At 65.8% G+C, this 24,661-nt stretch carries 26 protein-coding genes; 10 read left to right on the top strand and 16 right to left on the bottom strand.

Annotation, left to right across the window (positions count from 1 at the left end; all coding sequences use genetic code 11):
• The first annotated feature begins 15 nt into the window (after positions 1-15).
• Positions 16-498, top strand: coding sequence for an SRPBCC family protein (locus tag ACZ46K_RS13740; RefSeq protein ID WP_054720601.1), 483 nt, complete (start codon positions 16-18; stop codon positions 496-498).
• A gap of 25 nt (positions 499-523) precedes the next feature.
• On the opposite strand, the gene madC is transcribed toward ACZ46K_RS13740, so the two are convergent.
• From madC to mdo, 3 genes are all read right to left on the bottom strand, one after another.
• Positions 524-2,047 carry a MadC family VWA domain-containing protein gene (gene madC, locus ACZ46K_RS13735; protein ID WP_132471696.1) on the bottom strand — a complete coding sequence of 508 codons (1,524 nt, stop codon included), beginning with the start codon at positions 2,045-2,047 and terminating at the stop codon, positions 524-526.
• Between the two features lie 7 nt (positions 2,048-2,054).
• On the bottom strand, positions 2,055-3,113 hold the full coding sequence (locus ACZ46K_RS13730) for a MadB family AAA-type ATPase (RefSeq protein WP_054807958.1): 1,059 nt from the start codon (positions 3,111-3,113) through the stop codon (positions 2,055-2,057).
• A gap of 107 nt (positions 3,114-3,220) precedes the next feature.
• Positions 3,221-4,492 (bottom strand): NDMA-dependent methanol dehydrogenase, encoded by a 1,272-nt coding sequence (gene mdo, locus ACZ46K_RS13725; protein WP_464748738.1) that lies wholly within the window; start codon positions 4,490-4,492, stop codon positions 3,221-3,223.
• A 308-nt stretch (positions 4,493-4,800) separates the two neighbouring features.
• Between mdo and ACZ46K_RS13720 the strand changes: the two genes are divergently transcribed.
• Positions 4,801-5,856, top strand: a complete 1,056-nt coding sequence (locus tag ACZ46K_RS13720) for a 2Fe-2S iron-sulfur cluster-binding protein (RefSeq protein WP_054810644.1) — start codon at positions 4,801-4,803, stop codon at positions 5,854-5,856.
• Between the two features lie 6 nt (positions 5,857-5,862).
• Here ACZ46K_RS13720 and ACZ46K_RS13715 read toward each other — a convergent pair whose 3' ends face one another.
• Positions 5,863-7,122 (bottom strand): MFS transporter, encoded by a 1,260-nt coding sequence (locus ACZ46K_RS13715; protein ID WP_054807366.1) that lies wholly within the window; start codon positions 7,120-7,122, stop codon positions 5,863-5,865.
• A gap of 263 nt (positions 7,123-7,385) precedes the next feature.
• Here ACZ46K_RS13715 and ACZ46K_RS13710 point away from each other — a divergent pair, with 263 nt between their 5' ends.
• Together ACZ46K_RS13710 and ACZ46K_RS13705 are read left to right on the top strand one after the other, a co-directional pair.
• Positions 7,386-7,748, top strand: a complete 363-nt coding sequence (locus ACZ46K_RS13710) for an SPW repeat domain-containing protein (RefSeq protein WP_054807365.1) — start codon at positions 7,386-7,388, stop codon at positions 7,746-7,748.
• 76 nt (positions 7,749-7,824) lie between these two features.
• Complete coding sequence (locus ACZ46K_RS13705) at positions 7,825-8,490, top strand: TetR/AcrR family transcriptional regulator (RefSeq protein ID WP_464748736.1); 666 nt, start codon at positions 7,825-7,827, stop codon at positions 8,488-8,490.
• Between the two features lie 25 nt (positions 8,491-8,515).
• Here ACZ46K_RS13705 and ACZ46K_RS13700 read toward each other — a convergent pair whose 3' ends face one another.
• Both ACZ46K_RS13700 and ACZ46K_RS13695 read right to left on the bottom strand, forming a co-directional pair.
• On the bottom strand, positions 8,516-9,292 hold the full coding sequence (locus ACZ46K_RS13700; RefSeq protein WP_464748734.1) for a glutamate racemase: 777 nt from the start codon (positions 9,290-9,292) through the stop codon (positions 8,516-8,518).
• A 32-nt stretch (positions 9,293-9,324) separates the two neighbouring features.
• Positions 9,325-10,506 (bottom strand): NAD(P)/FAD-dependent oxidoreductase, encoded by a 1,182-nt coding sequence (locus tag ACZ46K_RS13695; protein ID WP_054807551.1) that lies wholly within the window; start codon positions 10,504-10,506, stop codon positions 9,325-9,327.
• A gap of 206 nt (positions 10,507-10,712) precedes the next feature.
• On the opposite strand from ACZ46K_RS13695, the gene ACZ46K_RS13690 reads away from it, so the two are divergent.
• Genes ACZ46K_RS13690 through ACZ46K_RS13670 form a run of 5 tightly spaced genes read left to right on the top strand, consistent with a single transcriptional unit; the run spans position 10,713 to position 13,377 of the window.
• Positions 10,713-11,174 (top strand): Asp23/Gls24 family envelope stress response protein, encoded by a 462-nt coding sequence (locus ACZ46K_RS13690; protein ID WP_054810735.1) that lies wholly within the window; start codon positions 10,713-10,715, stop codon positions 11,172-11,174.
• Positions 11,171-11,596: a hypothetical protein gene (locus ACZ46K_RS13685; RefSeq protein ID WP_464748732.1), complete on the top strand. Its 426-nt coding sequence runs from the start codon at positions 11,171-11,173 to the stop codon at positions 11,594-11,596. The genes ACZ46K_RS13690 and ACZ46K_RS13685 overlap by 4 nt, the downstream gene beginning before the upstream one ends.
• Positions 11,593-11,787 carry a hypothetical protein gene (locus tag ACZ46K_RS13680; RefSeq protein ID WP_054807548.1) on the top strand — a complete coding sequence of 65 codons (195 nt, stop codon included), beginning with the start codon at positions 11,593-11,595 and terminating at the stop codon, positions 11,785-11,787. The genes ACZ46K_RS13685 and ACZ46K_RS13680 overlap by 4 nt, the downstream gene beginning before the upstream one ends.
• Positions 11,780-12,817: a DUF6286 domain-containing Asp23/Gls24 family envelope stress response protein gene (locus tag ACZ46K_RS13675; protein ID WP_464748730.1), complete on the top strand. Its 1,038-nt coding sequence runs from the start codon at positions 11,780-11,782 to the stop codon at positions 12,815-12,817. Before ACZ46K_RS13680 ends, ACZ46K_RS13675 begins: the two co-directional genes overlap by 8 nt.
• The gene (locus ACZ46K_RS13670; protein ID WP_464748728.1) at positions 12,814-13,377 is read left to right on the top strand and encodes an Asp23/Gls24 family envelope stress response protein; all 564 of its coding nucleotides are present in this window, start codon (positions 12,814-12,816) and stop codon (positions 13,375-13,377) included. Before ACZ46K_RS13675 ends, ACZ46K_RS13670 begins: the two co-directional genes overlap by 4 nt.
• Positions 13,378-13,486: 109 nt before the next feature.
• Here the strand turns inward: ACZ46K_RS13670 and tuf are convergent, their stop codons facing one another.
• The 7 genes from tuf to ACZ46K_RS13635 all read right to left on the bottom strand — a co-directional run bounded on the left by tuf (position 13,487) and on the right by ACZ46K_RS13635 (position 19,983).
• Positions 13,487-14,677 carry an elongation factor Tu gene (gene tuf, locus ACZ46K_RS13665; RefSeq protein WP_054810648.1) on the bottom strand — a complete coding sequence of 397 codons (1,191 nt, stop codon included), beginning with the start codon at positions 14,675-14,677 and terminating at the stop codon, positions 13,487-13,489.
• Between the two features lie 93 nt (positions 14,678-14,770).
• A complete protein-coding gene (gene fusA / locus ACZ46K_RS13660) occupies positions 14,771-16,873 on the bottom strand; it encodes an elongation factor G (RefSeq protein ID WP_464748727.1) in 2,103 nt (700 codons plus the stop codon).
• A 144-nt stretch (positions 16,874-17,017) separates the two neighbouring features.
• Positions 17,018-17,488: a 30S ribosomal protein S7 gene (rpsG, locus tag ACZ46K_RS13655; RefSeq protein WP_464748726.1), complete on the bottom strand. Its 471-nt coding sequence runs from the start codon at positions 17,486-17,488 to the stop codon at positions 17,018-17,020.
• A complete protein-coding gene (rpsL, locus tag ACZ46K_RS13650; RefSeq protein ID WP_440125610.1) occupies positions 17,488-17,862 on the bottom strand; it encodes a 30S ribosomal protein S12 in 375 nt (124 codons plus the stop codon). Before rpsL ends, rpsG begins: the two co-directional genes overlap by 1 nt.
• Before the next feature lie 332 nt (positions 17,863-18,194).
• On the bottom strand, positions 18,195-18,680 hold the full coding sequence (locus tag ACZ46K_RS13645; protein WP_464749313.1) for a DUF3558 domain-containing protein: 486 nt from the start codon (positions 18,678-18,680) through the stop codon (positions 18,195-18,197).
• Positions 18,681-18,778: 98 nt separating this feature from the next.
• Entirely contained in the window at positions 18,779-19,309 is a 531-nt protein-coding gene (locus tag ACZ46K_RS13640; protein WP_464749312.1) for a DUF3558 domain-containing protein, read from the bottom strand.
• Between the two features lie 44 nt (positions 19,310-19,353).
• Positions 19,354-19,983, bottom strand: coding sequence for a TetR/AcrR family transcriptional regulator (locus ACZ46K_RS13635; protein WP_054806384.1), 630 nt, complete (start codon positions 19,981-19,983; stop codon positions 19,354-19,356).
• A 102-nt stretch (positions 19,984-20,085) separates the two neighbouring features.
• Here ACZ46K_RS13635 and ACZ46K_RS13630 point away from each other — a divergent pair, with 102 nt between their 5' ends.
• Complete coding sequence (locus ACZ46K_RS13630) at positions 20,086-20,622, top strand: TetR/AcrR family transcriptional regulator (protein WP_464749311.1); 537 nt, start codon at positions 20,086-20,088, stop codon at positions 20,620-20,622.
• Between the two features lie 38 nt (positions 20,623-20,660).
• Here ACZ46K_RS13630 and ACZ46K_RS13625 read toward each other — a convergent pair whose 3' ends face one another.
• The 3 genes from ACZ46K_RS13625 to ACZ46K_RS13615 are packed head-to-tail and all read right to left on the bottom strand — an operon-like array spanning position 20,661 to position 24,655.
• On the bottom strand, positions 20,661-21,461 hold the full coding sequence (locus ACZ46K_RS13625) for an enoyl-CoA hydratase family protein (RefSeq protein ID WP_464748725.1): 801 nt from the start codon (positions 21,459-21,461) through the stop codon (positions 20,661-20,663).
• 12 nt (positions 21,462-21,473) lie between these two features.
• Complete coding sequence (locus ACZ46K_RS13620; protein ID WP_054810751.1) at positions 21,474-22,634, bottom strand: acyl-CoA dehydrogenase family protein; 1,161 nt, start codon at positions 22,632-22,634, stop codon at positions 21,474-21,476.
• Positions 22,631-24,655: an acetyl/propionyl/methylcrotonyl-CoA carboxylase subunit alpha gene (locus ACZ46K_RS13615; protein WP_464748723.1), complete on the bottom strand. Its 2,025-nt coding sequence runs from the start codon at positions 24,653-24,655 to the stop codon at positions 22,631-22,633. Before ACZ46K_RS13615 ends, ACZ46K_RS13620 begins: the two co-directional genes overlap by 4 nt.
• Positions 24,656-24,661: the final 6 nt, after the last annotated feature.

Raw genomic sequence — 24,661 nt, 5'->3', positions numbered from 1 at the left:
TCGGAAAGGTTCGTCATGAGCAACGCCCTGAACGTCACTGTCCCCGAAGGTGTCCCCTTCATCGACTACGAGCGCGAATTCGACTTTCCTGTCGCCGACGTGTTCCGCGCCCACAAAGACCCTGATCTCATCGCGCAGTGGCTCGGCCCGCGGGGCATGGAGATGACGATCGACCACTACGATTTCCGCACCGGCGGCAGCTACCGGTACACCCATACCGACAACGATGGTTCGTACACCTTCACGGGAGTCTTCCACACCGTGCGCGAGAACGAATTCGCCGTTCAGACATTTGAATTCGACGGTTTCTCCGATGTGGTGAGCATCGAGTTCCTCACCTTCACCGATCTCGGCGGCGGGCGCTGCAAGCTCAGCGGCCACGCTGTGTACCCGAGCATGGAAGCACGCGACGGAATGGCATCGTCCGGCATGGAGACCGGCCTGAACCAGGGCTACGAGCAACTCGAAGAAGTACTGGCACGCGTGTCCGCGTCGTGAACAGCCAGGCTCGGCCATGCACGGATCACCGAAGTGCGTGGCCGAGTTCTGCTGCGTGCGAGAGCAATTGTTCGCCATCACGCGCAACGACCACGTGATCGCACACGTCCGCATAGTCGGGCATCGCACACGTCGCCTGCGCCCAGTACCGTTCCGGCTCAGGCGTGATCCACGCCAAGCGGTGGACCCGTCGCCGCAGTTCTTCGAGCTGATCGACCCGCGCCGGCAACCCGTTGCACCGCCCGTCCCCCACGACCAGAACCGAGGTCCGATTGTCGATCGAGCCCGCGTGGTCGGCGAGCAGTTCGTCGAACATCCTGCCGTAATCGCTGCTGGCCTCGAGATCCACGCCGGGGTGCGCGAGCACCGCCGCGAGCGCACCGTCTCCGTCGGCAGCGAGCAAGCGCTGTGTCACGTCCACCGGGCGATCCACGAACGCGACCACCCGGCAGCGATGCGCGCGACCATGCATCGCCTGTGCAAGACGTAGCGTGAACGCAGTGATCGGGCGGACCGACAGCGACACGTCGGCGAGCACGAGCAACCTCACGCGATCCGGTCGCGGGGCGCGGACGACGAGGTGGAACGGCACTCCGTCGGTGCGCATCCCGGCGCGCGCGGTGCGGCGCATGTCGAGCCGGCCGCGGGCCAGTTCACGAGGGCGTGGCCGCGCGGGACCGCGCATCCGTCGCAACACTTCGTGGCACGCGAGCTCGATCTCGGCGCGATCCACACCCGCAGCGTCACGTGATTCCGGAGCGTCGATCTCCTCGGTGCCGGACGGGCTCGCGCCGGCCAGCGACGCCACGAACGCCTCGACCGCGTCGACGAGACGGCTCAGTTGCGCCTCGGTGAGCGGCTCGTCGAGGACGTCACCGCCGTACATTCGGTGCGGATCGTATGCATCGAGCCACGCGAGGATGGTCGCCGGGTCGTCCCACGACAACGACCCGACGACCGCGGCACCAGGATCAGCGGACAGTTCGCCGACCGTCGTCGAACCTGCCCGCTCGACGTCGACCGTGTAGGTCACGCCCCGCCGGCCCGAGTCCGCACCGGTGTCGACAGACAGCTCGGCATCGGACGACGTCATCGACACATCGTCGTCGTCCTTGTGCGGATTGAAGCCCTTCTCGGCCTCTGGAGTATCGAAGTGGTCGCCGACTTCTGCAGCACGCTCGTTGTATTCGGCGTAACGGGCGATACTCGGATCGTCGTCGATCTCGAGGGCCGTGGGAAGGGAGTCGGCGAACTGGGCACGCAACGGGTCGTGGGCGTCGGCCTTTGCCGCGTCCACCGCACCGAACAGCTCGTCGAAAGCACGCTCGAAGCCGGCACGTTCGTGCGGGTACTTCGCGCACGCCGCGCGCAGGCAGGACCGCAGCGCCACGCGATCACGGGCGCCCACAATGCCGAGCACCCTCCGCACTTCGATGGTTTCGGCGGGTGAAGCCGCGACACCGTGCTTACGCAACAGCAGACCGAACACCGCAGACACCACGTCCAGCGGATATCCCGCACGCCGCCGCTCAGGGGCACTCACATGCATGACGCGGTCACCGCCGCGCACCACTGGCGGCCGCGGCGCGACCGCCACCACCACGACCCCGGAACACCGCAGTGGTGGTGTTCGCAGGATTCGACGCCACGGTCACACGTTCCGCGGGCACCGTCGCCGCAGCGGGTACCGGTACGGAAGCGGAACCGTCGAGGCGATTCTTGACGAGGTCCACATCACCGGTGTATTTGAGCAACGTCGACAACAGTACGTCGCGCATATCGATGACCGGATTCGACTCGGGTGCAACGCCTTCCATCACCGATGCGGCACGAGCCGCATCGATCACCTCGGAGATGGACGGGCTTTTCCGCAATGGCAGATCGCGCAGTGTGCGGGCCAGTTCAACGACTTGCCCCGCAGTACCCGAGGACACCTCGGGTGCGCGGGCGGTCACGATCTCACGTTCGCGCTCGAGGGTGGGGTAACCCACGTGATAATGCAGACAGCGGCGCTTGAGCGCCGGGGACAGCTCTCGGGTGTCGTTGGATGTGAGGATCACCCACGGCATCGAACGGGCGGTGAACGTACCGACCTCGGGAATCGTGACCTGACGCTCGGCGAGAACCTCGAGCAGCAACGCCTCCATGGACTCCTCGGTGCGGTCCACCTCGTCGACGAGAAGCACCACCGGCTCCGGCGACAGCACGGCATCGAGCAGCGGACGGACCGAGAGGAACGCCTCGGAGTAGAGGCCGAAATCCTGTTCGGCGAGGAATCGGGACGCGTCGGCAACGTCGGGGTACTGGCCGAGAAGTTCGCCGATACGGTCGCGGAGCATCTGCACGTGCAGCAACTGTTTGGCGTAATCCCACTCGTACAGCGCGCGACTGTCGTCGAGACCCTCGTAGCACTGGAGCCGAACGAGCCTGCGACCTCCTACCGCTGCGAGCGCCTTGGCGAGCTCCGTCTTACCCACACCGGCCGGACCTTCGAGCAGCAGCGGTCGCTCGAGCGCGGTGGCGAGGTGAACGACGGTCGCGAATTCGTCGTCGGCGATGTAGTCGTGCCGACGCAGTGCGTCCTGCAGTTCGGCGCCGTTGGAGAAGGTGGTCATGGGTCCTCCGGTGCGTGCGGGCTCGGGCCCGGGATCGGGCGGTGCTCGGGATCGCGCCCGGGAGCGGGCAGGGGGCGAACCGCCCCCGGGCGCGGGGTCTGGTCGGGTCAGTACGACCGATTGATGCAGTGATCGACGACGGGGATCATCGACTCGACTGTGACCTCACGGGGGTTGCCCGGGGTGCACCAGTCGCCTTGGATGTGCTCCGAGATCGCCCGCACGGTCTTCTCGTCGCCCGGGATCGTCTCGCCACGGCCGGCGTACTTGCCGGTGTTCATCCGGTTCTTGTCGTACGAGTCGGTGCGGACCTGGCCGAAGTTGTCGGGAATCCCGACGTCCTGCGCTAGCCGGATCGCGGCCTCGACTGCAGCATCGGCAGCCTGCACGGTCGTCATGTTGCGGGTATCGACACCCATCGCCGTCGCAATGCGCGCGTAGCTCTCGTACCGCGACGGCAGGTTGTACTCCCACACCCGGGGAAGCGCGATCGCGTTGTTGAGACCGTGGTGGCTGTCGAAGAACGCCGACGTCGCGTGCGAGATGGAGTGCACGATGCCGAGGCCACCGGAGTTGAACGCCTGTGCGGCGATGTACTGGGCATTCATCATGCCCTCACGCGCCTTGAGATTGCGGGGCTCGTACACCGCCTCCCGCAGGTTCTTCGCGACGAGTTCAATCGAGTACAGGGCGTTACCGAGCGACGGTGCGAAGTCCAGGCGTGAGACATAGGGCTCGGAACCGTGAGCAAGGACGTCGAACCCGCAGTACGCCGTGAAGTGTTGCGGGCAGGTGTAGTAGAGCAGCGGATCGTCGATGGCCAGGGTGACGATCGTCGCCTCGTCGAAGCCGACCCACTTGTGGGGGTGATCCATGTCGGAGGTGTCGGTGATGACGTACGCCCAGGAGGTTTCCGAGCCGGTGCCTGCCGTGGTGGACACCGCGATGTGGGGCGGGTTCTCCTTGTTGGTGGACTTCGCGAAGCCCTCGAACTCATTGATGTTGCGGCCGTCGTGCGCGATGACGACGCGCGCGCCCTTCGCAGCGTCGTGGCTCGAACCGCCGCCGATGGAGATGATCGAGTCGCACTTCTCCTTCTGGTACAGCGCCGCCGCTTCCATGACGTTGTAGTCCTTGGGATTGGACTCGACCTTGTCGTAGAGGACGACCTCGACACCCTGGTACTCGATCTTGCCGATGAGTTCTTCGATGATCCCGGAACCGCGCAGGCCGGTGGTCATGAGAAGGGTGCGCTTGAACCCGAGATTCTTGGCCTCGACACCGATGATGTCGTGGGCACCGACTCCCATGAGAGCGCGCGGGAAGGGGTGGAACTCCTTGATGGGAAAGTCCCAGATCTGGTTGAGCTCGATTGCCATCGTGATTCTCCTCGATTATCGGCGGGGATGATCGGCGGGTGTGATGTACGCCTCATGCCCGACCAACGATCGGCCAGGGAGCTCACCGAGAGAAGAGCTGCGCACGGAAACCGTCCGGTCGCGGCGACAGGACCGTCCGATCGGACAGGCAGGCCAGGACCGAACGGGTGGGCAACGCATCCCGGCCCCACTCCCGGTAGCGTGTCGGTGCCGCCTTCCGGCTGGTATTCTCAATACTAGAACACGTTCTAGAAATTGTGGTGAGCAGCACACCGCGGCCCCACGCTTGCACGAGAGGTGACATGCCGATGACGACTGTCGAGGTGCCGCACGGATCGCGCTCGGTGATTCTCACCGTGTCTGCCGTTATCGAGGAGACGTCCGACAGCCGCTCGATCGTCTTCGCCGTGCCCGAGGATCTGCGCGACAAGTTCGAGTACAGGCCCGGCCAGTTCCTGACACTGCGCATCCCGAGCGACCGCACCGGCTCGGTCGCGCGCTGCTACTCGCTGGCGAGCTCACCGTTCAGCGATGACGCCCCGAAGGTGACGATCAAGCGCACCGCCGACGGGTACGGCTCCAACTGGTTGTGCGACCGGATCTCCGCCGGCGACAGCCTCGAGGTCCTCCCCCCGTCCGGGGTCTTCACGCCGAAGTCCTTCGACCACGACTTCCTGCTCTTCGCAGCCGGCAGTGGCATCACCCCGGTCATGTCGATCCTCAAGTCCGCGCTCACGCAGGGGTCCGGCAAGGTCACGCTCGTCTACGCCAACCGCGACGAGAAGTCGGTCATCTTCGCCGAGGAACTCCGTGCGCTCGGCGAGAAGCACGCCGACCGGCTCACGATCGTCCATTGGCTCGAGTCGGTGCAGGGCCTGCCCACAGCCACGCAACTCGCCACCGTCGCAGCCCCGTTCGCCGACCGTGAAGCCTTCATGTGCGGCCCCGGCCCGTTCATGGACGCGGTGCACCAGGCACTACACGATGCCGGAATGCCGCGCACCAGCGTGCATGCCGAGGTGTTCAATTCGCTCGCCGGCGATCCGTTCGCCGACCACGAACCGGTCGAAATCAGCGACGACGAGGCGGCCGACGCCGCAACCGTCGAGGTCGAACTCGACGGCGAGGTCCACACCCTGTCGTGGCCGCGCAAGCAGACGCTCGTCGACATCATGCTGGCCAAGGGCATCGACGTGCCGTACTCGTGCCAGGAGGGTGAGTGCGGCTCGTGCGCGTGCACTGTCCTCGAAGGCAAGGTCGAGATGGAACACTGCGATGTCCTCGATCCCGAGGACATCGAGGCAGGCTACATCCTGGGTTGTCAGGCACGTCCGGTCACGGACACACTCAAGATCGAGTTCTGACGGCCGTCAGTCTGCCTGCCGCTCCGGCACCGGCGTGACCTCCTCGAGACGCACCGGCGCCGGCTTCGGGCGACGTAGCACCAGCGCGACCCCGGACGCGAGCGCGAGCGTCGCGACGATCGCGCTGTAACCGACCGCTGTGGCAGTGAGGCCGAACCGTCCTGTGGCCACGCCTGCTCCGATCGCTGGAACCGAGAACGCGATGTAGCAGACAACAAATGTGGTCGCGAAGACCTGTGCGCGTTGGTTGGGGCGGCCCAGCCCGGCGACGATGCCCATGGCACCCAAGAACGTCGATCCCCAGCCGAACCCGGCGATTGCCGTGCCCACGAAATACAGCACCACCACGCCGGACAGCAGCGCACCCGCCACCACGACCACACCGGTCGCGAGCAGGACCACGCCCGTCACCACGACGCGAAGTTCGGCGAAGCGACGCATGACCACTGCCGCGACCGAACCCGACGTGAACATGGTCGCGACGGCGAGCCCGGCAACAAGCCGATCGTCGATGCCGAACACCACATCGACGATCGACGTCCCCAACGACATGTACAGGCCGCCGAGCGCCCATGCCGACATCAAGCACGGCAATACCAAGAAGAACTGCGCACGCACGTCCGGGGGCAACGCCACGCTCGGTTTCAGTGCACGCAGTGCGTCTCCCCGAGAGGAGAACCCTGTGGGCTGCGAATTCTCCGGCACGAACAGGAGAGCGATGACGATTCCGATCGCGAGGACCGCGATGAGCGCATAGCTCAACACCGTCGGGAACGGCGCGAACTGAACCAGCAGACCGGCACCCGCCGCGCCCAGCCCGAGCCCCAACGACGGCGCGATGCTGTTGATCAGCGGACCGACCCGAGGGTTGGGTTGCAGATCGATCATCCCCGCGGCGACTGCTCCCGTGGCAGTGCCCACCGCCAACCCTTGGATGATGCGCGCCGCGATCAACCACCCGACATTGTCGGCGAAGATGAACACGACCATCGAGATCGCGAGAATCACCATCGCTGCCCCGATGATCGGACGACGACCGATGCGGTCGGACAACGCACCGACGGTGAGCAGCGTCGCGAGGAGAGAAACGACGTAGATCGCGAAGACCACGGTGAGCACCGCCGCCGAGAATCCCCACATCTCCTGGTAGACGGGATACAGAGGCGACGGCACCGACGACGATCCGGTGAGGGTGAACGCCCCCACCCCCATGACCGCGAATCCGAACACACGGGACCCGGTAGCGGATGGGGCGGGCGAGACCATCGAACCTCCAACAGGGAAACAGCGAATAAGAACCAAAGCTACGAACACAAGCAGCAGCGCCGCCACGCGGCGCTGCTGCTTCTGGAACATCCTCCGCGGAGGAAATATTTCGCCTACGTCACGATCAACATCGAAAAGGTCACTCCACCTGCAGAAAGATTTATCACTTAGCAACTCTCCTCGACATTGACCGACCGGTCGATCAGGCCTATACCGAGTAGAGGGGACACATTCTCACGAACCATCACCGAAGGAGGCTCACCATGTTCTCCGACAGCCGGCTTCAGGATTACGTAGCCGTCGTCCTGGGCGTCTTCGCCGCCCTGTCTCCGCTCTGGTTGGACACCAACACCAACGCAATGTGGTCGCTCATCGTCCTCGGCGTGCTCGTCGCCCTGTGCGGCATCGCGCAGATCGCGCGCCCCACGATGGCCGGGATCGACTACGCGATGGGCCTCTTCGGCGCACTGCTGTTCATCTCGCCGTGGGTCATGAGCTACACCGCCTTCAGCGGCGCATCGTGGACCGCGTGGATCGTCGGCGTACTGAGCGTGGTAGTCGCCGTCGCGGCACTGCCCGTCATGAACACCCGCATGCACGGAGGCGGCCTGGCAACACATCACTGATCCGATCACCGTCCCGCCGGTGAGGCCGAGCCGTCCCGGCCGACTTCACCGGCATTCTCCTACTCGGAGGTGATCAGTGAGCAGACACCCCGGTCCCTCGAGCGGCAACCGCCGTGACGGAATTCGCAGCACAGCGCAGGCTGCGCGCACCCGCATCCTCGATGCAGCCGAGGCACTGTTCGCGGAGCAAGGATTCGACTCGACCGCCACCACTGCCATCGCGACGGCAGCGCACGTGCCGAAGGGCCTGATCTTCTACTACTTCCCCACCAAGGAGGCGATCCTCGACGCGTTGATCGCCGAACGACTCCCCACCGAACCGATCTCCGACGTCATCTCCCTCGTCGCGCCGGGCGACCCCGCAACAAGCCTGATCAACCTGGACACAGCGCTGAACCTCGGACACCACGATTCGTCGGTACTGCGTGTGATCATCTGGCGGGAGGCAGAAACACACACCGACGTACGCACCCACGTGCGGACCCTCCGCGCGCACCTCCACGACACGACGATGCGCGTGCTCCAGGCGAGTTCACCGGTGCCCGTGTCCGTCAGCGCCGTGCGCACTGCGGCAACGACATGGGTGTCGGCGATGCTCTCCGCCGCCACGACCGACCGCCTGTTCGGACGCGACGGACTACCGCGGGCCCACGAGGAACTGCAGAACATTGCACGGCTGATCGCGGCAGGCATGTCGGGGATGACACCGTTGCCGAGGATGCTGGCCCCCGCGTGGACGTGACGAGGCATCGGGCACGGAACACGAGTCAACCGATCGGGTTCGGCGCCGGCCCGAGCAACTCACGACCGGCCGCGAAGGCGCGGGCGCCGGCCGGAAGGGTCCCGCGCTCGCCGCTGAGGAACACCTCAACCCGCCCCGATCCCGTCGATTCACGGCCGAGTGCGTCGATGCGTCGGAGCGTCTGCTGCGCGACCGCTTCGGCGCTGTCGAACAGACGCACCCCCGCCGGAAACTGCGCGGCAATCGTGTCCGCGACCAGCGGATAGTGCGTGCACCCGAGGACGACGCCCTGGACATCGTCGGGTGTGCGCTCGACGGCCGACGCGATCGCAGCGGATGCGCCGGCGCGGTCGCCGCGATCGATCGCATCGGCGAGACCGTGGCACGCGACCCCGACGACCTCGCTGCCGTTCGCGAACTGTGCGATCAGATCTGCCTGGTACCGGCTCGCGGTGGTCGCCGCAGTCGCCCAGATCGCGACCGATTCACACGCGGCAGCTGCCGGTTTGATCGCGGGAACCGTGCCCACAACGGGCACACCGGCCCCGAGATCGGCGCGGACATGCTCGAGAGCGGTGACCGACGCCGTGTTGCACGGCAACACCACGACCTCCGCGCCCCGCTCAACTGCCCGCCGCGCCGTCGTGACCACACGCTCGATCACCCAATCGGACGGCTTCGGACCCCATGGTGCGCCTGCGGGATCCATCGACAACATCAGATCGAGGTCGGGACGCAGGCGTCGCAACCACGCTGCCGTCGGCAGCAGCCCGAAACCCGAGTCGATGGAAGCAACGATCACCCCACGAATCTAGCGGGTACGGGCCACCGGGCTCACGCCATGGTGGCGAGCAACTCCTCGATCGGTGCGCCCGCCGCGATCTTCATCCGATTCTTCATCACCTGAGCCGGCATCCCACCACCGACGACACCGACGAGCCGCCCGTCGCGTTCATAGAAGGCGAGGAACTTACGGCCGTCGTCGCGCACGACGTGCACCGTGTCGTCGCCGCGTACCGCGCCGAGCCCCTGGATCTTGATCTCGTACTGGTCGCTCCAGAAGTAGGGCACCGCAGACGCGACACCCACATCTCCCGAGACCAGAGCCTTGACGAGCACTGTGGCCTGCTCACCCGCGTTGGTCCAGTGCTCGATGCGCTTGCGTGCCCCGTCGGGAAGCTGCCACGACGCAACGTCGCCGACCGCCCAGACATGAGGAGCCGACGCGCGACCCACCTCGTCGCACACGACGCCGTTGTCGAGTTCGATGCCCGAACCGTCGAGCCACTCGGTGACCGGGATCGATCCGATACCCAGCACCACCAGATCGACGTCGACCTCGGAACCGTCGCCGAGCACTGCGGAGGTGACGCGCTCACCGCCGCGCAGTTCGGACAGACCGATTCCTGCCCGCACATCGACACCCTCTTCGGCATGCAGCCGCGAGACCAACGAACCGACCTCGGTGCCGAGAACGGACGCGAGCGGAGTCTCCTGGGGCTCGACGAGCACGACCTCGACGCCCTTCGCACGCAAGCTGGCCGCCACCTCGCACCCGATGAACCCCGCCCCGACCACGAGAGCACGTGCTCCCGACACCACCTCGTCACGCAGCGCACGGCTGTCGTCCATCGATCGCAGGACATGCACACCCGCGAGTGCCTTCAGACCCGGAATCCGGCGCGGCCGCAGTCCCGTGGCGATCACCAACTCGTCGTACCGCAGCTCGGACCCGTCGGCCAGCGTGACCGTCTGCGCACCCGTGTCCACGGACGCAGCCGGGCTGTCGAGCCGCAGATCGATCGCCTGTTCCTCGAAGAACTCCCGCGGGCGCAACGTGGTGTCGTCGCGGTCGCCACGGAGGACGTCCTTCGACAGCGGAGGACGGTCGTACGGCAAGTGCGCCTCGTCGCCCACCAGGACCAGCTCCCCCTCGAACCCTGCGCGGCGCAATTCTTCCGCGGTTCGCACACCGGCGAGCCCCGCTCCGACAACGACGATCCGATCAACTGCCACCTGAGTCCATCCTCCTGATTTCGTGACATGTGCCACGCGAGTGCTTCGGGTCTTCATACCAAATACAGGTGACGGTGAACAGAGCGTCGATCCTTCTGCGCGGCACATCACGTCCGGTCCGGCGGATAATTAGAGTCGAACGTACAACGCAGACCCCCACACGCGACCGGCACAGCCTCACGCGACACAGCCACGAGGGAGTTTTCATGACGAGCGACAGCGGCGCAGGACTCAGCCGCGTGCAATTCGGAGCCGGTTCGTCTCCCGGCCCCGTCGACACCCAGGGACGGACGATCATCGCGGACGCCGTCGTCGCCAAAATCGCGGGAATCGCAACCCGCGAGATCAGCGGGGTGTTCGACGTCGGAGCCGGTACCGCACGCGTCGTCGGCGCCCTGCGCGACCGGATTCCAGGCGCTCGGATCAACCACGGTCAGGGCGTCGCAGTCGAGGTCGGCGAGAAGCAGGCCGCGATCGACATCGGCATCGTCGCCGAATACGGGGTCGCGCTTCACGAACTGGCCGTCGCCATCCGCCACAACGTGATCGTGGCCGTCGAGCGCATGACCGGACTCGAAGTCACCGAAGTCAACATCACGGTGTTCGACGTCGTCCTCCCGGACGAAGCAGCAGACGCCGCAGCAGAACAGAAACCGCGCGTGCAGTGACCTCGAACGGCGGGACCTCGAACGGCGGGACCTCGAACGGCGGGACCTCGAACGGCGGGACCTCGAACGGCGGGACCTCGAACGGCGATGCCCCCATCCGGGCCGGCCGCGACACCGCCGATCTCGTCGACGACATCGCGAACACGGTGCTGAGCATCGCCGGAATCGCCGGTCTGCACGGTGGCGAGTTCGGTGAAATCGCCACGTACCTGCCGGGTCGCCGCGTCACCGGTATCCGGCTGGGCCCCGGTGGAAACGAGATCCACGTGACCGCCTTCTACCCCGCCGACCTTCCCGCACTCGGAGAAGCAGTGCGACGATACGTCGAACCCATCGTCGACGGTCCGGTCCGCGTGGTGTTCCAGGACATCCGGCGGCCCCACGCCGACCCGGTCTCCGCAGAGAAACAGGTGCCATCGTGAACCACACCCCAACGACCAACACCGTTGTCGGACTCATCGCAGGCCTGCTGCTCGCCCTGGCCGGAATTCTGGGCGGATTCAGCGGGCTGCTGTTCGCGGTACTGCTGGGTGCCCTCGGCGCTGCCATCGGTGCACACCGCGACGGCATCCTCGATCTGGGTGCGCTGCTGCGAAGCCGTGGCCGTGGCTGATCCTGCAACACCGACTGCGCCCGCCGACCCGGAATCGGTCGATCTCGCAGGATCACGCGGCAGCCTCACCATCAAGGACCGTGCCATCGAACGGATCGCCGCCGCTGCCGCGCTGCAGGTACCCCACGTGGTCCGGCAAAGCAGCAACCTGAGCCTGCTCACAGGTCGCGAACTACCCCGCGCCGAGGTGAGCACCGCGGGCAGCGCCGTCGCGGTCAACCTCTACATCGCGGCGGAATGGCCCTACGATGCCGCTGCGCTCACGCGTCGTGTGCACGACGCCGTCGCGTGGCATCTGCACGAGTACACCGGTCTCGTGGTGCACGAACTCAACGTGCTGATCGTGTCGACCGCGCGAGCCGTCGAAGACGAGCAGAGCGAGCAGTCCGTGCCCGTCGAATACCTGGAATCAGACATCGTCGCCGGGCACACCGGGCCCCGATCCGACATCCCCGTGGTGTCGCCGCTTCCGCCGCTCGCCACACCTGCCGCAGCCCCCGCCGCGGCGCTCATCGCGATCGGGGCCCTCGGTCTCGCATTCGTCGCGGCACGGGAACTGCTCATCGTCCGCGGCACCTACGACGGTGCGCCGTGGATCCGCAACTCCTTCGAATGGTTCGGCCGGCTCCACTGGCATCCGTGGATCGCACCTGTGGCCGTGGTGCTCGTTGTGCTCGGTCTCGCCGCGATCGTGGTGGCGTTGAAGCCGCGCAGGCGAACCCACCTGCCGTTGAGGCTGTCCGGCGAAGTTCCGACCGTCTGGATGCGGCGGACCGATATCGCCCGGATGTGCAGCGCACGCGCATCCGCATTGCCCGGTGTGCTCCACGCACGGACCGTCGTCGACCGCAGGCGAGCGCTGATCCGTGTGGTCGCGGCGTCAGACAGTGCACTCGACGATCTGAGCGCCACCATCCGCACCGAAGTGGAACCGCGGCTGGCGCTGCTGGCAGATCCGATTCCGCTGGTGCTGAAGGTGTCGCGCCACGACGCGCACACCCCCACCACCGAAACGGGAACCCTGCCGTGAAACTCCGCACCGTACTCGTCAACCGGTTCTTCGCCTTCGCCGTGGGGTGTGCACTCCTCGGCACAGGTACGTTCGCACTGGCATGGGTGTGGCGGGTGCCGTTCGCACGCGAGCGACTCGCCGACCTCGACCGGCCGCTCATCATCGACCTGCCCGAGCAGCCGTGGTGGACGCCGGCATTGTGGACCGTCGTGGCCGCGGGATGCGCGATCGGGATCGTGCTGCTGGTCGTGAACCTGTCGCGGCGACGGACCTCGACTGTGGAACTGTACGACGAGGTCACCGACGCGACGCTCGGCGTCGACCTCGGCCCGGTCGCAACCGGAGTCGCGAGAGAACTCGAGACATTTCCCGGTGTCCGGTCGGTGCGTGGCCGTGCGGTCGTGGAACGGCACCTGCCGACGCTGTCGGTGACCGTCCACGCCGAGTCCGGCATCGATGTCTCCGAATTCACGGCCGCCGCTGAGGACGCCGCGCGCCGTGCCGCCGCCGCGGTCGGCGGTGCTCGTGTCGCGACCCAGGTGCTGCTGCATCTGGACCCGGCCGGCGAGATTCGCTGAGCTGCCGTCCGGGCCGACTGCCCGCTGCGGAACAACTCTTCTGCTCTTGAAACGCCGAACGGCGTCCACCCCGAAGGGTGGACGCCGTTGGGCGTCAGTGAGTACTAACTCACGCGATGATCTTCGTGACGCGACCGGCGCCGACGGTGCGGCCACCTTCGCGGATCGCGAAGCGGAGGCCCTCATCCATGGCGACCGGCTGGATCAGCTTGACGGACATCTCGGTGTTGTCACCGGGCATGACCATCTCGGTGCCCTCGGGAAGGGTCACAACGCCCGTCACGTCCGTGGTACGGAAGTAGAACTGCGGACGGTAGTTGTTGAAGAACGGCGTGTGACGGCCGCCCTCTTCCTTGTTGAGGATGTAGGCCTGGCCCTCGAACTCCGTGTGGGGAGTCGTGGTGCCCGGCTTGATGACGACCTGGCCGCGCTCGACGTCCTCACGCTTGATGCCACGAACCAGCAGGCCGACGTTGTCGCCCGCCTGGCCCTGGTCGAGCAGCTTGCGGAACATCTCGATGCCCGTGACCGTGGTCTTGGTGACGGTCGGCTTGATGCCGACGATCTCGACCTCTTCGTTGACGTTGACCACGCCACGCTCGATACGGCCGGTGACGACCGTGCCACGACCCGTGATGGTGAAGACGTCCTCGACGGGCATGAGGAACGCCTTCTCGGTCTCGCGGACCGGATCCGGGATGGAGTCGTCGACGGCCTGCATGAGGTCGACGATCGACTGGACCCACTTCTCGTCACCCTCGAGAGCCTTGAGAGCAGAGATCGGGATGACCGGAGCGTCCTCGTCGAACTCCTGCGAAGCGAGGAGCTCGCGGACCTCCATCTCGACGAGCTCGAGGATTTCCTCGTCGTCGACCATGTCGGCCTTGTTCAGGGCGACGAGGATGTAGGGCACGCCGACCTGGCGAGCGAGCAGCACGTGCTCGCGCGTCTGCGGCATCGGGCCGTCAGTGGCGGCGACAACGAGAATCGCGCCGTCCATCTGAGCAGCACCGGTGATCATGTTCTTGATGTAGTCCGCGTGACCCGGAGCATCGACGTGCGCGTAGTGGCGCTTGTCGGTCTGGTACTCGACGTGGGAGATGTTGATCGTGATACCACGAGCCTTCTCCTCGGGAGCCTTGTCGATCTGGTCGAACGCGAAGCTCTCGTTGAGATCCGGGTACTTATCGGCCAGCACCTTGGTGATCGCAGCCGTGGTCGTCGTCTTGCCATGGTCGACGTGACCGATGGTGCCGATGTTCACGTGCGGCTTGGTCCGCTCGAACTTCGCCTTCGCCACTGGAATGTCCTCCTGGACTGTTGTTGCGTGCAGTATGCAGCAGTGCGGTTTTGTATTACTTGGTCGTGCAGACGACCGGTTCCAACCCGAAGGTTACTCGCCGGTGGCCTTGGCGATGATTTCCTTCGAGACGTTCGACGGAACCTCTGCGTAGGAATCGAACACCATGGAGAAGTTCGCGCGGCCCTGGGTCTTCGACCGCAGGTCCCCGATGTAACCGAACATCTCCGAGAGCGGAACCAGCGCCTTCACGACACGGGCACCACTGCGTTCCTCCATGGCCTGGATCTGGCCACGGCGGGAGTTGAGGTCGCCGATCACGTCACCCATGTACTCCTCGGGTGTCGTGACCTCGACGGCCATGAGCGGCTCGAGGATCACCGGGGCAGCCTTGCGGGCCGCTTCCTTCAGTGCCTGAGAGCCGGCAATCTTGAACGCCATTTCGGACGAGTCGACGTCGTGGTACGCACCGTCGAGGAGCGTGACCTTGACGTTCACCAGCGGGTAACCCGCGAGCACGCCGTACTGCAGGGCGTCCTGCGCACCGGCGTCGACCGACGGGATGTACTCGCGCGGGACGCGACCACCGGAGACCTTGTTCTCGAACTCGTAGGTCGCGCCGTCCTCGCCCTTGAAGGGCGCGAGGGCGATGATGACCTTCGCGAACTGGCCGGAGCCACCCGTCTGCTTCTTGTGGGTGAACTCGTGCTTCTCGACAGCCTTGGTGATGGTCTCGCGGTACGCGACCTGCGGCTTGCCCACATTGGCCTCGACCTTGAACTCGCGACGCATGCGGTCGACGAGGATGTCGAGGTGAAGCTCGCCCATGCCGCCGATGACGGTCTGACCGGTCTCTTCGTCGAGCTCGACGGAGAACGTCGGATCCTCTTCGGCGAGCTTCTGGATCGCGGTGCCCAGCTTCTCCTGGTCGGACTTGGTCTTCGGCTCGATGGAGACCTGGATGACCGGGTCCGGGAACGTCATCGACTCGAGAACGATCGGGTTCGCCTGGTCGCACAGGGTATCGCCGGTCGTGGTGTCCTTCAGGCCGATCATCGCGTAGATATGGCCGGCCACGGCCTCCTCGACCGGGTTCTCCTTGTTGGCATGCATCTGGAAGAGCTTGCCGATGCGCTCCTTCTTGCCCTTGGTGGCGTTGAGCACCTGGGCGCCCGGCTCGACCCGGCCGGAGTACACGCGGACGAAGGTCAGCTTGCCGAAGAACGGGTGCGCAGCGATCTTGAAGGCGAGGGCCGAGAACGGCTCTTCCTTGCTCGGCTTACGCGTGAGGACGGTTTCCTCGTCGTTCAGCTTGTGGCCGACGACCTCACCGATGTCCAGCGGGGTCGGCAGGTAGTCGATGACCGCGTCGAGCATGGGCTGAACGCCCTTGTTCTTGAACGCGGTGCCGCAGAGCACGGGGTACAGCTCGGAGTTCACGGTCAGCTTGCGGATGGCGCCCTTGATCTCGGCGACCGTGAGCTCCTCACCGCCGAAGTACTTCTCCATGAGCTCTTCGTCGGACTCGGCGACGGTCTCGAGCAGCTTCTCGCGGTACTCGGCGGCCTGGTCGACGAGATCGGCGGGGATCTCCTCGACCGTGGCCTCGGTGCCGATCGGGGTGACGCCACGCCAGGTGAGCGCCTTCATCTCGACGAGATCGACGACACCGTCGAAGTCGTCCTCGGCACCGATCGGAATCTGCAGGACCAGCGGCTTGGCGCCGAGACGATCGATGATCGTCTGCACGGTGAAGAAGAAGTCCGCGCCCATCTTGTCCATCTTGTTGACGAAGCAGATGCGGGGGACGTCGTACTTGGCAGCCTGGCGCCAGACCTGCTCGGACTGGGGCTCGACGCCCTCTTTACCGTCGAACACGGCGACGGCGCCGTCGAGGACGCGCAGCGACCGCTCGACCTCGACGGTGAAGTCGACGTGGCCGGGGGTGTCGATGATGTTGATCTGGTTGTTGTTCCAGAAACAGGTGACCGCAGCGGAGGTGATGGTGATACCACGCTCCTTCTCCTGCTCCATCCAGTCGGTGGTGGAAGCACCGTCGTGGGTCTCACCGATCTTGTAATTGCGACCGGTGTAGAAGAGGATGCGCTCGGTAGTGGTGGTCTTACCGGCATCGATGTGCGCCATGATGCCGATGTTGCGGACCTTGTTCAGGTCGGTCAGCACTTCCTGTGCCACAGGTAAACCCCGCTCGTAGCTCGTGTCGGTCCTTGGGTGCGGACCACATGTTCTTATGTTGTCAGCCGGCCTTTACGGGACCGACACAGATGTGCGAGCAGCCGGCCGGGGGATCATACGACGATCCACCCGACCGGCGTCGACTCACCAGCGGTAGTGCGCGAACGCCTTGTTGGCTTCAGCCATCTTGTGCGTGTCCTCGCGACGCTTGACAGCGGCACCGAGGCCGTTGCTGGCATCGAGAAGCTCGTTGGCGAGACGCTCGACCATGGTCTTCTCACGACGCTGACGCGAGAAGGTGACCAGCCAGCGCAGGGCCAGCGTGGTGGAACGACCGGGGCGAACCTCGACCGGCACCTGGTAGGTGGCGCCACCGACACGACGGCTGCGCACCTCGAGGGCAGGCTTGACGTTGTCGAGCGCGCGCTTGAGGGTGACGACCGGATCGGTGCCGGTCTTCTCGCGAGCCTGCTCGAGCGCCTGGTAGACGATGCGCTCGGCAGTGGACTTCTTGCCGTCCATGAGGATCTTGTTCACGAGCTGGGTGACCAGCGGCGAACCGTAGACCGGATCGGCGATGAGGGGGCGCTTCGGAGCGGGTCCTTTACGTGGCATCAGCCCTTCTCCTTCTTCGCTCCGTAGCGGCTACGTGCCTGCTTGCGACCCTTGACACCCTGGGTGTCGAGCGAGCCGCGGATGATCTTGTAACGCACACCGGGGAGGTCCTTCACACGACCGCCACGCACGAGCACCATCGAGTGCTCCTGGAGGTTGTGACCCTCACCCGGGATGTATGCGGTGACCTCGACCGAAGTGGTCAGGCGCACGCGAGCGACCTTACGAAGTGCCGAGTTCGGCTTCTTCGGGGTGGTGGTGTAGACGCGGGTGCACACACCACGACGCTGCGGGCTGCCCTTCAGGGCCGCGCTCTTGACCTTGGCGGTCTTGTCGCGGCGACCCTTGCGGACCAGCTGATTGATAGTTGGCATCTATCGGCTTTCTCGTTGTCTGGAGCTGCTCAGGCGAGCAACACTGGCTGTTCTGAAATTAGGGATCCATCGGTTGGGACAAGGAAGCAACTGTCCCGCACTCGCACCCCGTACGTACACGAGGTCGGGTGTGTCGCGTACCCCCACACAGGCAGCCGGGGACTCGCACCTGCAGATATCTACAGACCGCGCGTACGGCATCGCCTCGCATAGGCACACAGATCGGCCCGGGCATGCCGGACACGACCCACAACGATACCCGGCGGCGGCGCATCCGGTCAAAGCGAGACGCGACGAATGACCGCGCACGTCAGCGCGGCATGAGCGAGAAGTCAACTGCTGAGGTTGAGGGTGAGCCGTGCCAACGTAGCAGCAGCCTCACACGGGTCGGCGCCACCGGTCGTGTACTGGACCCACCATCCGAAGATCCCCGTGGTCGCCGCACCGGCGGAAACACCACAGGACAACGGGTCGTTCGGTCGACGCATCTGCAGTGCCCGCCTACCTTCGACGGTAGTGTTCTCGACCGTGTAGCCCAGCTCTTCGCCCGCCTTGCGCTCATGATCGAGCGACCCGGTCTCGAACCAGTTGAACGTGACCTTCACTACTCCCGCCGGGCCGTCTCCCTCCCAGCGACAGATGGCGCCGAAGAACCCTCGGTACACCGCCGCGGCACCCACCGTCTCTGCGATCTTCTCGTCGGCGACGGCGTCGCACTCGGTGAGCAGTTTCGTGAACTCCGCCGACAGCCCCGGCCCGCCGCCCGCTCCCTGCGGCACCGCGCGGCCTTCGATGCTGCGCGCACATCCGGCGACCATCAGCAGAGCGGCGCAGAGCGCCACGACGCTCACGACGATGCGACGCGACCTGGACTGCACGGCAACGGTCTGTGTGCCCGGCGTGTGGGTGCCTGCTCTCATGACTGCGCCCTCTCCACGCTCAGTTCGGCGAGATCCCGCGCTACTGCGCACGAATCTGCCGTCGGCGTGAAGTTCGCGTAGGTCACCGACCAGTGGATGAAATCGCCACCGAAATCCACACCGATCTCGCACAGAACGGTCTGGCCGAGTTCGTTCTGAGCCGACCCCATGAATCCGGGATGACCACCGACCTCGACGTCCGCGGCGGGGCGGCCGATCAGATCCGAACCCGCACGCTCACGGCCGATCGGGCTGCCTCGGTACCACGAGAAGCTCACGCTCGGCCCTCCGACGTACGTCTCCCACTCGCATCCCACCGAGTTCCGGGTGACCATGGAGAATTCGCCCAGCGCAAAGGCCGCTTCGACCTCGTCGTCCGAGATCGAAGCACATTCGCCGAAGAACGGCCCGGGTTCGGTGACCTGTAACGCAGTCGTGTCCGGGCCACCACCCGCGTCGTCTTCCGGTGATCCGCACCCGGCCACCCACACCGCGGCGAGCGCGGTCATCGCCACGATCGCCGACATCCTCCCGGTGCGCCCGGACCCCTCGACAGGCATGTGCACAGACACTACCCAGCCGTACGTCCGCTCGCTTGTCGACTACGCGTATCGACCAGGATGGTGTCGAGCTGAGCCGCCCAGTGCCGGACGATCTCGGCGCGGCGACGCGAATCGTCGGTCAGGACATCTGCAAGACCCAGTCCCCGCGCAAGGTCGAGTGTCGCCTGGACCATGCGGTGGACGACAGGGTCGGAGTCGTCGGCTCCGAGTTGCTCGATCGCGGCGCGGTGCGCAACCCGGCCGAACCGCTCTTCGAGGGGGACGATGCGTTCACGCAGGGCGGGATCGGCCGCGGCCGCCGTCCACACCTGCAGCGCCGCCTTGAACAGGGTTCCGGAGTACTGCTCGATGATGCCCGCGACGACCCGCTCGGTGCGTGCGACGCCGGAGACAAGGTCGAGGTTCTCGTCGCGGATCTGATCCATACGACCGTCGAACATGAACTCGAGCGCCGCGGTGATGAGGTCCTCCCGGGTCGGGAAATGGTGTTGCGTCGCACCGCGTGAGACACCTGCACGCTGTGCGACGACACCGACCGTCGTCTCGCTCCAACCGGATTCGGCCAGGGTGTCGATGGTGGCCTCGAGCAGACGTCGACGTGTCGCTCTGCTTCGGTCCTGCTTCGGTTCGCGCGTCATCCGTACCCTTCCTCCGGTCCCGAGACCGTCTCTACATATCGCGGGTCCGTACACTCGTACCCCAGGACGAGACAGAAGGGCAGTTTCACTGTGGCAACGTTGGTGAGACGCGAAGATTACTTCGACGCTGCGATCGAGCTTCTCTCGTCGGACGATCACGGGGCTCTCAAGCAAGCGCAACTGTGTGCGCACCTCGACGTCACCACGGGCTCTTTCTACAACTACTTCGCCAGCTGGGCGCAGTTCCGCAAGGAGTTCCTCGAGAACTGGCTCGAACGGCAGACTATCCGGCTCGTCGCGACTGCGCGCCTCGAAGCCTCCCCCGCCCGACGTCTCGAGATCTTGATCGAATTCGCGTGCGGTCTCCCCCACAGCGCCGAATCGTCGATCCGCGGCTGGGCGCACACCGACGCAGAAGTCCGTGTGGTGCAGGCCACCGTCGATTACCAGCGGTATCTGGTGGTGGTGGAGGCGACGTCGGCGATCCTGGGCGCCGGTAGTGTCGCCGAGGGCTTCGCCCGCACCTCGCTCTACTGCCTCGTCGGTTATCAGCAGACAGTTCCGCTGCCCGAACCGGACACGCTGAGGTGGGGACTCGAACGGATACTGCGCGAACTGCTGGACACAGCGGAACGCTGACTCGGACGGTCCCGGTCCAGGTCCCGACGACCGGTCCGTCACGGCCCGGCCCACGACGGCGGGCGTCGCTGCAGGAAGGCCGTCACCCCCTCGACTGCGTCGACCGAACCGAACAACCGCGCCGATTGCGCGGCAAGGTCTGCGCCGTGCCGTTCGAAATCCTCGAGGATCTGCCGCGTGAGCAGCTGCTTCGACTCCGCGAGCCCCTGAGGTGAGCACTCGCGGAACTCTGCGAGCAGTTCCGCGACTGTGCCGGAAGGGTCGTCGGCGGTGATCGTCACCAGCCCGTACGCGAGGGCCTCCTCCGGACCGAACCGCTCCCCGGTGAGGAAATACCGTGAGGCGGCCCGCGGCGAGAGTCGCGGCAACACCGTGAGGGAGATGATCGAGGCAGCCAGCCCCAGACGCGCCTCGGTGAGCGCGAAGGTGGTTCGCGGACCCGCTACGACGATGTCGCAGGCACCGACGATCCCCATCCCTCCGGCCCGGACATGGCCGTCGATCTGTCCGACAACGGGTTTGGGTGTTTCGAGGATCTGTCGCAGCAGATCGATCATCGTGCGGGTCCGGTCGGCGGCCGCGTCCGCCGGCGTCCCTCCCGAGTCCGCCCCTCCGGCCTCGCGTAGATCCGCTCCGGCACAGAACGTTCCGCCGGCATGCGTGAGTACGATCGAGCGCACGTGTGGATCCGTGGCCGCGTCGTCGAGCCCTTGCCGCAGCTGTTGCAGCAGGGTCGACGACAGGGCATTACGGTTGTGCGGCGAGTCCAACGTCAGTGTCGCGACACCGTGCGCGACGTCGTAGCGTACGAACGGCTCGGCAGATTCGGTGTGCGTCATGACATTCCTGTCCTAGTAGGAGCGCGGCAGTCCCAGCGAGTGCTGCGACACGAAGTTCAGGATCATCTCGCGGCTGACCGGGGCCACCCTCGCGATCCTGGCGGCGCCGAGCATCGCGGCGAGTCCGTATTCCTGGGTGAGCCCCCCTCCGCCATGCGTCTGGATGGCCTGGTCCAGGCTTGCTATGGCAGCCTCACCCGCAGCGTATTTGGCCATGTTCGCGGCTTCGGCTGCGCCGAAATCGTCGCCACTGTCGTAGAGCGAGGCGGCCTTCTGCATCATCAGCTTTGCGAGTTCGACCTCGATCTTGCGCTGCGCCAGTGGGTGCGCGATGCCCTGATGCGCGCCGATCGGTTCCTTCCACACGGCGCGTTCGTTGGCGTACTTCACCGCGGCATCGAGGGCGAAGCGACCCATGCCGACGGCCATCGCGGCACCGAGGATGCGTTCGGGATTGAGTCCGGCGAACAACTGCGCGAGCGCCGCGTCGGGTTCGCCCACGAGTGCGTCCGCGGGAAGGCGGACGTCGTCGAGGAAGAGGGCGAACTGGCGGTCGGGCTCGATGATGTCCATCTCCATCGGGGTCTTGACGAACCCGGGGGTCTCGGTAGGCACGATGAACAGTGCGGGACGGAGCTTTCCGCTGGTGGCGTCCTCGGTGCGCGCGACAATGAGTACCGCGTCCGCCTGGTCGACGCCGGAGATGAACACCTTGTTACCCGACAGGACCCAATCGTCGCCGTCGCGCTTGGCGACGGTACCGATCCGGTGGGAGTTCGAACCCGCATCGGCTTCGGTGATTCCGAACGCGATGATCTTCGATCCGTCGGCGAGCCCGGGCAACCACTGTTGTTTCTGGTCGGCGGTGCCGTACTTGGAGATGATGGTTCCGCAGATGGCCGGCGACACGACCACGAGCAACAGGCCGCAACCGTGCGCCGCGAGTTCTTCCTGCACCAGCGCCAATTCGTAGATTCCGGCACCGCCGCCGCCGTACTCCTCGGGGAGATTCACGCCGAGGAACCCGAGTTTCGCTGCTTCCGACCACAGTTCGGTCAGTGGTTCGTGCCTGCGTGATTTCGGCAGCACGTAGTCGACGTAGTTGTAGCGCTGCGCCAGAGCCGCTACGGACGATCGGAGTTCCTGCTGTTCTTCGGATTCGGTGACGATCATTCACGTACTCCTGAGGTTGCGGATTGTTCTTCGCCCGACTGCTGATCCTCGCTGGACACCACTGCCAACACTGCACCGACATCGACCTGAGAACCGACTCCGACGTTGAATTCGGTGAGGGTCCCCGCTCCTGGAGCGGTGACGGTGTGCTCCATCTTCATCGCTTCGAGCCACAGGATGGGCTGACCGGCGGCCACGGTGTCGCCGAGGGCCGCGCCGAGCCGGATCACCGAGCCCGGCATGGGGGCGAGCAGCGTGCCCACCGCGCGGTGCGATGCAGGGTCGGTGAATCGAGGAACCACCTCCAATCTCACCGGTCCGAGTGACGAGTCGACGTGGACGGTGTCGCCGTACCGGGCGACGGCGAACTCGCGGCGCACCCCGTCGCGGTCGAGGACGACGCGGCTGGGAGAGCACTCGACAGCGACGACGTCGGCGAAACTTTCGGCGACCAGCCCGTTCCGCATACGGCGATAGCGGATCGTGTGCTCGTCGTGGATCCCGGTGTACGTCTTCGACTGCGGCGCCGACGCCACGTTGCGCCATCCGGTGGGGAGTCCCGCATCGACCGTTGCGGCGGCGCGGTTGCGCTCGGAATCTGCGAGAGCGGCGGCCAGAGCGGAGATCGCCTCCGCTTCCGGGCCTGCGACCGGATCCGACAACGCGGCGAGACCGTGCGTGGTGAAGAATGCAGTGTCCGTGTCGCCCGCAAGGAATGCGGGATGCCGCAGGACGTTGACCAGCAGGTCGCGATTCGTGCGGATGCCGTGGATCTCCGCTCCCACGAGGGCCTTCGCAAGCAGCCTCGCAGCCTGCGTCCGGGTCGGTGCGTAGGAGATCACCTTGGCGAGCATCGCGTCGTAGTGGATCCCCACGTGCGATCCGTCGACGACACCCGAATCCAGACGGACCCCGCTGCTGCGCAGGACCCCGAACTCGGTGTCTGCTCCCGGAACGGCGATCCGACGCACGACTCCCGTCTGCGGCTGCCAGTCGTGAGCGGGATCTTCCGCATAGAGGCGGACCTCGATCGAATGTCCATGCACCGGGGGCGGCTCGGGATCGAGTCGGCCACCGGCAGCGACATGCAGTTGCAGATCGACCAGGTCGAGACCGGTCACGCACTCGGTGACGGGGTGCTCGACCTGCAGACGGGTGTTCATCTCGAGGAAGTAGAACTCCCCCGATTCACCGGAGGCGAGGAACTCGACGGTGCCCGCGCCTTCGTAACCGATGGCTTCGGCGGCGCGGCGCGCAGCGTCGAGCAGATTCTCGCGCATGCCGGGGACCACGCTGACGAGTGGAGAAGGCGCTTCCTCGACGACTTTCTGATGTCGGCGCTGGATGGAGCATTCCCGCTCACCGATGGTCCACACGGTGCCGTGCCGATCGGCGAGGACCTGCACCTCGATATGCCGACCGGTTTCGAGGTAGCGCTCGCAGAACACCGTCGGATCGCCGAACGCCGAGTGTGCCTCGCGGCGGGCGGCCTCGAGTTGCGCGGGTAACTCGTCCGCCGACCGCACGATCCTCATGCCGCGTCCGCCCCCGCCGGCGGAAGCCTTGATGAGCACCGGCAGATCGGCGTCGGTGATCCGGGCGGGGTCGAGTTCCGTGAGCACCGGAACCCCGGCGTCTGCCATGAGTTTCTTCGCCTCGACCTTCGATCCCATCCGGGAGATCGAGTCGGGGCTCGGTCCGACCCAGGCCAGGCCTGCGTCGAGGACAGCCTGCGCGAAATCGGCGTTCTCGGAGAGGAATCCGTATCCGGGATGGATCGTATCGGCCCCCGCGGCGTGCGCGGCCGCGATGACGGCGTCGGCCCGAAGGTACGTCTCGGCCGGTGCGACGCCGGGAAGTCGGACCGCGGCATCGGCATCGGAGACGTGCGGACTGTCGGAATCGGCGTCGGAGAATACCGCGACGGTGCCCAGTCCCGCGCGACGGCACGAGGCGAACACCCGGCGGGCGATCTCTCCCCGGTTGGCGACGAGCACGGTCTCGATGGTCGTGTCGTTCACTGTCTG

This window comes from Rhodococcus sp. JCM 9793 (assembly GCF_055380405.1).
Note: the sequence above shows the minus strand (reverse complement) of the source record. Positions and strands in the feature narration are given on the sequence as shown.